We start from the raw sequence: 11,941 nt of genomic DNA, 5'->3' as shown, positions 1-11,941 counted from the left end.
CCGCGTTCTTCGGCGCCCCACCGTTGTTCGGGTAGGAAACCAGACCGGTCCACATGTAGTCGAGGATGTTGCCACCACCGGTCTCAGTGGTGTTCGACGGAACCAGACCAACCTCGGGCTGCGTGCCGTCGATGGTGATCGCGCCGTCCTTGGTGCTACCGGAGTCGCTGCTACCACCGCCGCTGCCGCAGCCTGACGCGACGAGTGCGAACGCCGCGCCAAGCGCGACCGCACCCGCACGCTTCGAGACTCTCATTCCGGGGGCCTCCTCTTTCAGTACCTGGGTGTTCGTCGTGTGTTTCACACAGGGGGGATGACGCCGCTGGCAGGTCCGTACGGGTGACGGAACCACCGGGAAAGCTACCGCAGGAGAATCGGGACACCCCAGATGTACCGATGTTCCGCCGGGCTACCCCGCTCCCGCGTCAGACGCCGCGCAGACTCCGTTGCCGTAGCCGACCGATGAAAGGTTAACCACATGCCGTCAGGGCCGTGCGGGGTGGCTCACGCTGGGGGCGAGGTGACTGCAACTGTGACACCGACCTGCCCGTTCCGTGAAGGTGCCGTTATCAAGCCGTTAGTTGGCCGGTGCGCCGCCGACCCGAGAAATGATCTTCTTTGCCCGGGTCCGGGCCCAACGGATCCGCCCGCGACAACGGAGGTGAGCGCTTTTCGACCTCATGGGGTAACCCTCTGACGTCGCTCGGTGTCGCCTCCATCACTGTGTGACATGTACCGCACACGCAGCGTTTTCACCCGTCCGGAGGACGGTGCGGCTCGGTTCGGGCGACGCGCCGGCCGACCGACCGGCCGCCCGGGTCGAGCCGGTAGGACCATCCGGTCGTGCCGAACGAGGGCCCGGGACGGAAACCGGCCCCGCCACCACGGTGAGCGGTGACGGGGCCGGGGAGTTCCGGACATCGCGGCCTGAACCGGTCGCGACGGCGGAGCGGGGTGGATCAGACCGTGAACCGGACCTTGCGGCGCCGGACGATCAGCATGGTGACGGCACCCGCGACGAGCAGCACGACACCGACGCCGATCACCAGGGTGGTCGAGTCACCGGTCACCGGCAGGGTCGGCCCGGCCGGGGCCTGCTGGAAGCTGGCCTCGGCCCGGGCGCTGACCTTCTCGCCCACCGAGCCACCGAGGATCAGTTTCTGCGCCGGCTTGCCGCCGGTGAAGAGGAAGACCCGGCCGAAGGAGACGCTGCCGCTGCCGGTCGCGGTGACCTTGACCGTGTTCGCGCCGGTCCCGGTCAGCCAGAACTTGCCGCCGTTGACGGTGCTGGTGATCTCCTTGCCGTCGGCGTCGACGGCCTTGCCGCCCTCGACGGCCAGCTCGATCTTGCCGCCCGGACCCTCGACGGTGAACGGACCGGCCTTGGCGCCGACCGCGACCGGCTTGGCCTTCTCCGGGCTGATGGTCAGCGTCGGCTTCGGCTCCGGCTGGTCGGTGGCCGCGGCGGTCATGTACTTGTAGATCGCCTCGACCGCGTCGTACAGCGGCTTGGCCAGCAGCTTCTTGCCCTCGACGTACGAGTTCAGAACGGCGTCGTCGCTGTAGTGCCAGATCGCGGTCTGGGTGCCGAAGTAGAGCACCCGGTTGACGTCCTTCTGGTCGGTGCCCGCCGGCAGGGTGGCCTTGGCCGCCGTGAGCAGCGCGGTCCCGTCACCGTTCGGGTAGCCGTGGGTCAGGATCCACTGCACCTTGCCGAGGTTCTTGACCTTGGACGCGTCCCAGGTGCCCTCCTGGTACTCGCCACCCCGCGCGACGCCGGTGTTCAGGTCGATGCAGTAGGCCACTGCGGTCTTGTCGCCGATGGTCAGGGTGAACTGGCCCTCGTCGTAGACCTTGTTGTTGATCAGCAGGCGAGCACTGCCGTCCTTCACCTCGCCGTGCGTGCCCGTGACGGGCGGGTCGGCGGCGGCCGGGCCGGCGGCGCCCAGCGTGAGCGCGGCACCGGCCACCGTCGCGATAGCGAGCCGCGCCCAGCGCGATCCTCGTTGTCCGAACATCAGGTTGGTTACCTCTCCCCAGGGGTCTGCTCGCGATCCATCGAGCGTCGAAAGATCCTGCGCCACCGCGGGAAGAAATAGGGGTGCCCGCGCGCGATGACGCACCGGGGAATTATTAGCGCCGATCGGGGGTTTTGTCAGCCCCTGCGCCGGGTACAACTGTCACTTCCGCCCCATTGACCTCAGAATCAATGCGGCGACGGAGCGAAAGATCACACCAGTCGACGGTCCGCCGCCCAGCGGGAAAGCTCGTAGCGGTTGGACATCTGGAGCTTGCGCAGCACATTGGACACGTGCGTCTCCACCGTCTTGATGGAGATGAACAACTCCTTGGCGATCTCCTTGTAGGCGTAGCCCCGGGCCAGCAGCCGGAGCACCTCCCGCTCCCGGTTGGTGAGCTGGTCCAGCTCCGGATCGGCCACCGGCGCGTCCGGCCGGGCGGCGAAGGCGTCCAGCACGAATCCGGCCAGCCGAGGGCTGAACACCGCGTCACCGTCGGCGACCCGACGAATGGCCGCGGCCAGTTCGTCCGGCGAGATCGTCTTGGTCACGTAACCGCGCGCGCCGGCTCGGATCAGTCCGATCACGTCCTCGGCCGCATCGGAGACGCTCAATGCCAGAAAGCGCACCTGCGGGTGACTCCGGCGCATCGCGTCCAGCACCGCCCGCCCACCGCCGTCCGGCATGTGTACGTCGAGCAGCACCACGTCGGGTTCGACGGCCGCGATCCGGCTGACCGCCTCGGCGACCGTGCTCGCCTCGCCGACCACGTCGACGTGCACCCCCAGTTCGGCCCGTACGCCGGCCCGGAACATCGCGTGGTCGTCCACCAGGAAGACCCGCAACCGGCGGTCCCCGGCGGTGTCCCCCGCCGACGCGATCGGCTGGTCAGTCATGATCCCTACCTGTCCTTTCCTGGTGGCCGCCGGCGGCCGGTGGTGGCCGCGTGCCGGTGAGACTGGTGGCCGTCACCGATGGTCCTGGTGGCCGTTGCCGGGCATCGGCAGGTGCAGCCGTACCTCGGTGCCGTCGCCGGGCTCGCTGCGGATCTCGGCCCGGCCACCGTGCCGCTTCATCCGGCCGATGATCGAACCGCGTACCCCGTGCCGGTGGTCCTCCACCGTAGCCGGGTCGAAGCCGGCGCCCCGGTCCCGGACGAAGACGCTGATCTGGTCCGGCTCGACCTCGGCGTACAGGGAGACGGTCTGCACCTTGGCGTGCCGGGCGGCGTTCACCAGCGCCTCCCGCGCGGCGGCGACCAGCGCGCCCACCCGGTCGTCGGTCTCCTGGTCGCCGACCACCACGGTCTCCACCGTGATCGCGTAGGTGTCCTCCACCTCGGCGGCGGCCTGCTCCAGCGCGGCGGCCAGTCGCTCGCTGGGCGACGCCGTCGGCTTGTAGAGCCAGTTGCGCAGCGAGCGTTCCTGGCCGCGGGCCAGCCGTTGGACGGTCTTCACGTCGTTCGCGTTGCGCAGGATCAGCGCCAGCGTGTGCAGCACCTGGTCGTGCACCATCGCGGCCAGTTCGGCCCGTTCCTGTTCCCGGATCCGGCCCTCGCGCTCGTCCCGCAACTGGCTGTAGGTCCGCCAGAGCACCGGGGCGGCCACCACGCCGACTCCGGCCAGTCCGACCAGGGCGAAGATCACGCCGTTGAGCACCGCGTCGAAGTTCTGCTGCGGGGAGAAGACGGCGGCCACGCCGATGATGCCGACCGCGACCAGTATCCCGCCGCCGATGAACCGCAGGACGAACGCCCGCCGGTCGTTCTCGGCCACCACCGCGCCGAGCCACGGCACCGGCATCGACTCGCTCCACCGCTGCCGGCGTTCCGGGGCGGACTGGTGCCAGATCACGCCGGCGCCCACGGCGATGATGGCGACCAGCCAACCGGCGGTGCTGGCCACCCCGACCGACCGGAACACCAGCGCCTGGATCACGATCATCCCCAGGCCGATCGCCACGAACGGCAGCAGCTGGGCCGGGTCCCGGCGCGGCGCCGGTCCGGTGGCGTCCTGCCGCAGCGGTACGACGGCCCAGAAGGCGGCGTACAGCAGCAGGCCCAGGCCGCTGAGGCCGAGCAGCACCACGAAGGCGATGCGGACCCGGACCACCGGGATGCCCAGGTGCTGGGCGATGCCGGAGGCGACGCCGGCGACCATCCGGTGGTCCCGGACGCGGTACAGGCGCGGCGGCTCGGTGGCGACGCTGATCGCTGGCTCCCTGGTCGGTGGCGGCCGGGTCGGCCGATGGAACGGTGGACGGGCGGACCCGCCGGGCGGGCGGGTCGTCCCTTCGATCGTCACACGGCGTACCGTGCCCCGACCACGGGGACGCCCCGGACTTTCCGGTCGCCCCGATCTCAGGGTGGCCTCAGGGTCACCTCCTGAGGCCGTTCGGCGGTGGTCGGGGCGAGTATCGAGGCATGACCGACGAAGCTGCCGAGTCGCGCCGGCCGGTGACCGCGCAGGACGCGACCTCCCCACTGCCCGGTCCGGCACCTTCGACGCCGCACGCCGAGGTGCCGGACGGGCCGACCGAGCCGCTCCACCCCGCCACGGACCCGACTCTCGCCTTCCCCGCAGAGCCGCCGCCCAGGCCGGGCGCGGCCATCCCCTCGTCCGGGGCGGCCGCGCCACCGCCGCCCGACCCGGCCGCCCCACCACCGGGCGGACCCGGCGGACCGGACGCGCCACCGGTGGGCGGACCGCCGCCGGGCGGGCCGGGTGGGCCCGGCGGGCCGGGTGGGCCCGGCGGGCCGGGTGGGCCCGGCGGGCCGCCACCGCCGCCGGGTGCCGGGCCACCGCCGTGGGGCGGTCCCGCCGGGCCGCCGCCGGCCGCCGGCTTCACCTCCCGGTACGGGCTGGTCCGGCCCCGCCAGGGCCGTTACCTGGCCGGGGTGTGCGCCGCGATCGGTCGGGCCACCAACACCGACCCGGTCCTGTGGCGGGTGCTGCTGGCCGTGCTGGGCTTCTTCGGCGGCATCGGCATCCTGGTCTACCTGGCCGCCTGGCTGATCATCCCCGCCGAGGGCGACACCGCCTCACCGGTGGAGGCGATGCTGGGCCGGGGCCGGTCCAGCATGTCCCCGGTGACCGTGATCGTGCTCGGGGTGCTCGCCGCGACGATGTTCGGCCTGATCGTGACCGACAAGTTCCGGGCGGTCCTGCTCGGCGCCGCGATCCTGATCGTGGGCGCGCTGCTGCTGAACCGGAACGCGGCCGGCCAGGAGCCCGCGCCGGTACCGGGGGCGCCGTACGGGCCGCCGCCGCCCGCGCCGGGCGGGGCGTGGCCGGCCGGTGCCGCGGCCGCGTACCCCGGGTCGGTCGACCGGCCCGGCTCGGGCGCCCCGGCGTACCCCGGGGTCGGGTCGGAGCCGGGTGGCTGGGCGGCCGCCGCCGCGCCGGACGCCGGACCGGGTGGCGCGGTGCGGGCCGATGGCCGTCCCGGGTACGCCAACCTCCCGCCGGCGGGACCGCCGTACCCGCCGGGGCCCGAGCCGGCCGGACAGCCGTACCCGACGGGCCCCGGGCAGCCGTACGCTCCGGAACCCGGGCCGGTCGGACCGCCGTACCCGCCGAGCCTGGGCCCGGCCGGGCAGCCGGCCTGGTCGACGGCCGGGCCGCCGCCGACGCACCGCGGTTACCGCCCGGCCTTCGCGCCCCGCGGCCCGTACGCCGGCGTCCCGCCGTACCCGCCGGCACCGCCGGTCGCGCCGAAGCCGCCCAAGCCGCCGAAGGAGCGCTCCGCGCTCGGGGCGGCCACCTTCTCGATGATTTTCATCGCGATCGGCGTGGTGGTGATCCTGGACCTGGCCAACACGGTCAGCGTGTCGCCGTCCACCTACTTCGCCGCGGCACTGGCCACCATCGCGCTGGGATTGCTGGTCGGCGCCTGGTTCGGTCGGGCCCGCTGGCTGATCGCGCTCGGCCTGGCGGCCTGCGCGGCCCTGGGGATCACCAGCATGGCCGAGTCGTACGACCGGGTCCGCAGCTTCGCCGACAGCGTGGTCTGGGAGCCGGCCAGCTACGCGGAGCTGGCCGACCGGTACGAGAACGCCTTCGGCGACGCCGTGCTGGACCTCCGGCAGGTCGACTTCGCCAACCGGGACGCCCAGGTCTCGGCCGAGGTCAACTTCGGCAAGCTGCGGGTGCTGGTGCCGCCGAACGTGGACGTCACCACCTCGGCCGACGTGAACGCGGGTGACGTACGCGTGTTCGGCTCGCGGTGGGGCGGCGTCCAGGGCCAGCGACGCGAGGCGGTCGATCTCGGTGCCGACGGCGCCGGAGGCGGCAAACTACGGCTGAATCTGCACGTCAACGCGGGCGATCTGGAGGTGACCCGATGAAGGCGCACCGTACCGACGGGGTGTCGTTGACCTTCGCCCTGCTCTTCCTGGCCGTGCTGGGGTGGTGGCTGGCCGCTCGACTGTTCGACCTGTCGTCGCCGGCGCTGGGCTGGTTCGTGGCCGGCGGCCTGATCCTGCTCGGGCTGCTCGGGCTGCTCGGTGCCCTGCGCTCCGGGCGGCCGGCCGGCCCGCCGCCGGCCGCCGTCGAGCCCACCCAGCACGCCGACCCGACCAGCGGCGGCGGCTACCTCCCGCCCACCAGCGGCGGCCCGGTCAGTGGGAGCCCGGTCAGTGGGGGCCCGATCGGCGGGAGCCCGGTCGGTGGTGAGCCGCGGTGGGTTCCGCCGGGGGCGGCCTCCGTCGAGCCGACCACCGCGCCGCCCGCCACCGGAAACGACGACCGGAGCTGATCGCCGCGCTGTGTTCCGGTCGGCCCGGGCGCATATGCTGGCCGGTGGAGTTTTCCTCCCCCGGCCGGTCCGCGCACCGCGGCCGGAGAACGACGGTCGCGGTGTCCGCCCGGTTCACCCTCGCCTCGACAGGAGCCCGCTCGACATGACCCAGTCCCCCGCCGTACGTACCGGAGGCGCTCCCGGCACGGTCCGCCTCGGCGAGCGTGCCGCCCGGACCGTGACCGCGGAACTGGCCCGGCACCACGGCCCGAAGACCGGCCTGCTGGTCGGGGTCACACCCGACTCCGCCGTACTGGCCGCCGCCCTCGACGCGCTGCTGCCCGGTGACGTGCTCACCGTCGTACCGGCCGACGCGGCCGGCGCCGACGACCTGCGTGACCACGTCACGGAGCAGGGACGGTGGGTTGCCGACCGGGTCCGGGTCGTCGAGTCGCCGGCCGCCGCGGACCCGGCCGAGGTGGTGGTGCTCGCCGAGCCGTTGACCGGCACCGCCGACGAGGCGCGCGGCACGCTGGACGGGCTGGCCAAGCAGCTGGCCGAGGGTGGGGTGCTGACCGCGGTCGTGCCGGCCGTGCCGGGACGTACCGAGGGCGCCGCGGCCGAGCTGGACCGGCAGAGCGCCCTGTTCGGCGTGGGCACGGACCTGGTCCTGCGCAACCAACCGCCGGTGCGGGTGCACCGGCTGCGCTACACCCCCGCGACGGTGGCGACCGCGGCCCGGCTGGCGCCGGCGTACCGGCCGTCGAGCGTGCCGCTGACCCGGGGCATGCACATCGACTCGAACGGGGTGGCCGCCGCCGGGATCGCCCTCGGTCTGGCCGCGCTGGCCCGGATCACCCGGCCCAAGTCCCGGCTCTGGCTGGTGCCGGCGCTGGCCGCCGCCCCGGTGGCCGCGTTCTTCCGGGATCCGGAGCGGGACGTGCCGGAGGACCCGTCGGCCGTCGTCGCCGCCGCCGACGGGCAGGTGCTCTCGGTGCAGCGGCTGCGTGACGACCGGTTCGGCGACGGCGAGTTCCTCCGGGTGGCGGTCTTCCTGTCCGTGCTCGACGTGCACGTCAACCGGGCCCCGGTGGCCGGCAAGGTGGTCGACTACTTCGTCGCCGACGGTGGGTTCGCCGCGGCGATGAAGCCGGACGCGGAGCACAACGTGGCGGCCTACACCGTGCTGGACACCGATCGTGGGACGGTGGTGGTGGCCCAGCGGACCGGGCTGATCGCCCGGCGCATCGTCCAGCGGGCGCCGATCGGGTCGCTGCTGGCCCGGGGCGAGCGGTTCGGCCTGATCAGGTTCGGTTCGCGGACCGACGTCTACCTGCCCGCCGACGCGGCCGAACCGCTGGTGGCGCCGGGCGACCGGGTGGTCGGCGGGTCGACGGTGATCGCCCGCTGGGTCTGACCCGGGTGGAACACGAAAGAGGGCGCCCCACGCGGGGCGCCCTCTTTCGTGCTGTCGGACCTCAGGCGGTACGGCGCTGGCGCAGCCACAGCAGCGGGCCGCTGACCAGGTAGGCCACCACCACCAGCGCGAACGTGATCCGGATGTCGACCAGCGCGCCGACCACCGGCGCGAGCCACAGCCACGGCGGCAGCTTGATCAGCCGGGCCAGCTTGGCGTACGGGAAGCTCGACACCATGGCGAAGGCCAGCAGGGCGACCCCGGCGACCTGGACGATGCCGGGGACCGGCAGACCGATCAGGACGGCCAGCGCGAGCACCGCGGCGGCCATGGTGGTGGGAACGCCGCAGAAGAATCGGCCGTCCTTGGGCGAGACGTTGAACCGGGCCAGCCGGATCGCCGCGCAGGCGGCGACCAGGGCGCAGGCCACCGCCGCGGCGGCGGTGGACACCGAGCCGGCCAGCGAGGCGTAGACCACCACCGGCGCGGCCAGGCCGAACGAGCACATGTCGGCCAGCGAGTCCATCTGCGCCCCGAACGGGGACGCGACGCCCAACTTGCGGGCCAGCGCGCCGTCCAGGCCGTCGAAGGCGACGCAGGCGATCAGGCAGCCGGCGGCGACCTGCACGTCGCCCCGCATGGCCAGGAAGATGGCCATCAGGCCGAGCGCCAGGCTGCCCAGGGTGCAGCCGTTGACCACCGCGAACTTCATCCGGCGGGCCATCGTCCGGTCGCCGGGGAGCAGTGGGATGACCATGCCCGGGCCGGACTCGTCGACCGAGGTGGTCGGACCGAGCGCGGGGCTGACCGGGGCGACCGCCTCGACCTCGGCCCGGGACAGCCGGCGGCGGCGACCGGCCAGCGTGCCGTCCGGGTAGTGGTCGGCCCGCACCAGGCCGGATCCGCCGCCCAGTTCGTGGGACCGGCGTCCCACGCGGACCAGCAGAACCTGCCGGGCGAACGTCCCGCTGCGGCGCAGTCCGCCTGTCCAGCGGCGCCCTGCGGGGCGCGGGCTGTCCGTCGTACGCCGGCGCCAAGGGGCTCTCGGCACGTCTCCTCCATCACCGGGGCGCCCGCCGGGGGCGGTCGTCCGGCTGTCTCGTGCGGGCCTGCTTGGTGGCCCGGCTGGCGTTTCGCGGCCTACACCATCGCACAAACCGGAAGGGATGGCGATAGCTGGCAGTGGAGCTTTTACCTGCAAACCGCACGAATCGCTCGGATATTCCCATCGCGGGTGATACACCGTTGGACCCGACCGCGACCGTTGGCACGAGTTTACCGGAAGCATCAATGATGATCTGTGCTCCGCCCCCTTATGAGGCGCTTCGTCCCGTTATCATGGCCGCGACGTCGGTCAGCGGCAGGGCGGCCGCCTCACCCACCGTGAACCAGCCGGCGCGGGCCGTCGAACCACCCGCCGCCTCGGTCACCCTCGGCTCCGTGGGGGTCGCGACCCGCACCCGGTAGATCGCCCGCACCGAGTGCCAGTCCATCGGCCGGCCCTCCGGGCCGAGCGCCGCCGGGTTGTGCAGGTGGGTCACGTCGACCAGGCCGGTCACCCGGCCGAGCTGCCCGGACTCCTCGACCAGTTCGCGCAGCAGCGCCGCCTCGGGCTGCTCGCCGTGATCCGTACCACCGCCGGGCAGGTGCCAGCGGCCGGCACCGGGGTAGCCGTCCGCGATCAGGGTGAGCAGCAGCCGGTCCGCCGGGTCGGTCACCCACCCGTACGCGGCGAACCGCTGGCCCCGGTCGACCGGCGGCGGATCGTACGGCACCCGGCCCACCGGATGCGGCGGGTCCTGCGCCAGCGGGACCACGGGCCGGCCCAGCAGTTCGGCGGTGAACGGCATCAGCGACAGCCCGGCGAGTTCGTCCGGCGCCACCCAGGCCACCCGGTCGGTGGTCCCCGCCACCTCGTCGCGCAGCGTGCCACCGGTGGGCGTCACGTCGTAGACCACCCGGTCGGTGTGCAGCGCGACCGCCAGGTCCGGCAGCCGGACCACGTCCGCCAGCACCGCCCGGACCCCGGTCACCGCCACGGTGAGGCCGGTCTCCTCGGCGAACTCGCGGACCACCGCGACGCCCGGCTCCTCGCCGTGTTCGAGGCCGCCGCCCGGCACCTGCCAGCGGCCCGGGAAGTCGGCGGCGTCCGAGCCGCGGGTCAGCAGCACGCGATCACCGTCCCGGCACAGCCCGTACGCACCGATCCGCCGGTGTTGCCGCACCCCGAGCCACCTTCCCCGCGTCCCGCGTCCCGTTCCGCGGTCGGAAAGGCCCCGCGTCACCGCATTTTGTCGGACCGGGACCGGTGCGCGCGCCGCGGGGTCGGCCGGCCCGCCACGCCGGGTCAGGACAGCCGGTGGCCGCCGAAGGTCGCCCGCACCACATCCGCGGTGACCTCGGTGAGCTGGTCGGCGGCCAGCGCGGTCACCTCGTCCGGGGTGAACCAGCGTGCCTCGGAGGTGGACCCGCCGACGTCGCCGACCGTGGGCGGCACCGGGGCGTCCACCGCGACCCGGTAGAAGGCGCGGACGCCGTGCCAGTCGATCGGGTAGCCCTCCGGGCCGAGCGAGGCAGCGTCCCGGTGGCTCAGCACCCCGAGCAGCTCCACCAGCCGGCCCCGTTGACCGGTCTCCTCCAGCAGCTCCCGGATCAACGCCGAGCCCGGCTGCTCGCCGTAGTCGGTGCCGCCGCCGGGCAGGTGCCAGCAGCCGGCACCGGGGTAGCCGTCGGCGATCCGGGTCAGCAGCACCCGGCCCGCCGGATCGGTGGCCACCGCGTACGCGGCGAAGCGCTGGGCCCGGTGCAGCCCGTCCGGACCGGGCACCGCGTGGAAGGAGGGGAACTCGGGCGGCTCGTCCGGTCGCAGGTCGACGGTGGCCGCCGGCAGGCCCAACGCCCGGGCGGTGAACGGCCGCAGCGCGAGCCGTGCCGCCTCGTCCAGGGTGTGCCACCGGGCCAGGTCGGTAGGCTGAGCCGTCCGGTCCCAGAGGCTGCCGCCGCGCACCGAGACGGTGTAGACGAGCCGGTCGGTGTGGATCGTGACGCCCCGGTGCGGCAGCGCCCGCATGTCGGCGACGACGTCGCGCAGCCCGGAGACGGCCACCGACAGGCCGGTCTCGGCGGCGGTCTCCCGGACCACGGTGTGCCGTGGGTCCTCGCCGTGGTCGACCGCGCCTCCCGGCAACGACCAGACACCGGGCGTGCCGGAGGCCGGCGAGGCGCGCACCAGGAGGACCCGGCCCGCCGGGTCGGCGCAGAGGGCGTATGCCGCGATCCTGCGAAGCGGCTCCAGCGCGATGGTCACGAACCTGAATTCTTCCCGGGTCGGCCCGGTCGGCCATGAATAGAGTCGGATTCCTGACAATCAATCGGACCCGCTGGTCGGTTTACGGTAGAGGACCTCGGCCCCGGCGGTCAGGGAGCGATCAGGGTACGGCTCCGGGCGGTCACCGAGGCAGCCGCCGCGCCGACGACGGAACCTGGTGACATGACCCCGCTGCCCCCGCCCCAGGCTCCGTACAAGCAACTTCGCCGACCCGTCGCGGACCGCATGATCGCCGGCGTGGCCAGTGGCCTCGGACGTTACTTCGAGGTCGATCCGACCCTGGTCCGGGTGGTCTTCGCGGTGGCCGGCCTGCTGACCGCCGGCATCGCGCTGCTCGCGTACCCGATCATGTGGTTCCTGATGCCCGAGGAGCCGGCCGACGCCCCGGCCTGGCCGGGACCGCACTGGTACGGGCCGACCCGGCCGCCGTGGACCGGCTGA

Annotated in this window: 10 protein-coding genes and 1 pseudogene; 4 read left to right on the top strand and 7 right to left on the bottom strand. The window is 73.5% G+C overall.

Going from position 1 to position 11,941, the window contains the following annotated elements; translation table 11 throughout:
* The 4 genes and pseudogenes from ACFOX0_RS03035 to ACFOX0_RS03020 form a co-directional block, all read right to left on the bottom strand.
* Positions 1–256 (bottom strand): annotated as a pseudogene (locus tag ACFOX0_RS03035) (ABC transporter substrate-binding protein); the annotation flags it as partial.
* A gap of 703 nt (positions 257–959) precedes the next feature.
* A complete protein-coding gene (locus tag ACFOX0_RS03030; RefSeq protein ID WP_377541834.1) occupies positions 960–2,018 on the bottom strand; it encodes a thioester domain-containing protein in 1,059 nt (352 codons plus the stop codon).
* Between the two features lie 212 nt (positions 2,019–2,230).
* A complete protein-coding gene (locus tag ACFOX0_RS03025) occupies positions 2,231–2,914 on the bottom strand; it encodes a response regulator (RefSeq protein ID WP_377541833.1) in 684 nt (227 codons plus the stop codon).
* A gap of 72 nt (positions 2,915–2,986) precedes the next feature.
* Entirely contained in the window at positions 2,987–4,228 is a 1,242-nt protein-coding gene (locus tag ACFOX0_RS03020) for a PspC domain-containing protein (protein ID WP_377541898.1), read from the bottom strand.
* A 212-nt stretch (positions 4,229–4,440) separates the two neighbouring features.
* Between ACFOX0_RS03020 and ACFOX0_RS03015 the strand changes: the two genes are divergently transcribed.
* The 3 genes from ACFOX0_RS03015 (at position 4,441) to ACFOX0_RS03005 (ending at position 8,172) form a co-directional block, all read left to right on the top strand.
* Complete coding sequence (locus tag ACFOX0_RS03015) at positions 4,441–6,363, top strand: PspC domain-containing protein (protein ID WP_377541832.1); 1,923 nt, start codon at positions 4,441–4,443, stop codon at positions 6,361–6,363.
* Complete coding sequence (locus ACFOX0_RS03010) at positions 6,360–6,773, top strand: hypothetical protein (protein WP_377541831.1); 414 nt, start codon at positions 6,360–6,362, stop codon at positions 6,771–6,773. Before ACFOX0_RS03015 ends, ACFOX0_RS03010 begins: the two co-directional genes overlap by 4 nt.
* 145 nt (positions 6,774–6,918) lie before the next feature.
* A complete protein-coding gene (locus ACFOX0_RS03005; protein WP_377541830.1) occupies positions 6,919–8,172 on the top strand; it encodes a phosphatidylserine decarboxylase in 1,254 nt (417 codons plus the stop codon).
* A 61-nt stretch (positions 8,173–8,233) separates the two neighbouring features.
* Here ACFOX0_RS03005 and ACFOX0_RS03000 read toward each other — a convergent pair whose 3' ends face one another.
* From ACFOX0_RS03000 to ACFOX0_RS02990, 3 genes are all read right to left on the bottom strand, one after another.
* Positions 8,234–9,151, bottom strand: a complete 918-nt coding sequence (locus tag ACFOX0_RS03000) for a CDP-alcohol phosphatidyltransferase family protein (RefSeq protein ID WP_377541897.1) — start codon at positions 9,149–9,151, stop codon at positions 8,234–8,236.
* Between the two features lie 334 nt (positions 9,152–9,485).
* The gene (locus ACFOX0_RS02995) at positions 9,486–10,397 is read right to left on the bottom strand and encodes an NUDIX hydrolase (RefSeq protein WP_377541829.1); all 912 of its coding nucleotides are present in this window, start codon (positions 10,395–10,397) and stop codon (positions 9,486–9,488) included.
* A 122-nt stretch (positions 10,398–10,519) separates the two neighbouring features.
* On the bottom strand, positions 10,520–11,479 hold the full coding sequence (locus ACFOX0_RS02990) for an NUDIX domain-containing protein (protein WP_377541828.1): 960 nt from the start codon (positions 11,477–11,479) through the stop codon (positions 10,520–10,522).
* Positions 11,480–11,662: 183 nt separating this feature from the next.
* On the opposite strand from ACFOX0_RS02990, the gene ACFOX0_RS02985 reads away from it, so the two are divergent.
* On the top strand, positions 11,663–11,941 hold the full coding sequence (locus tag ACFOX0_RS02985; protein WP_377541827.1) for a PspC domain-containing protein: 279 nt from the start codon (positions 11,663–11,665) through the stop codon (positions 11,939–11,941).

Origin of the sequence: Micromonospora zhanjiangensis (genome assembly GCF_042650605.1) — a bacterium.
GTDB lineage: Bacteria > Actinomycetota > Actinomycetes > Mycobacteriales > Micromonosporaceae > Micromonospora_J > Micromonospora_J zhanjiangensis.
This window is presented reverse-complemented; position numbering and strand designations above follow the sequence as displayed.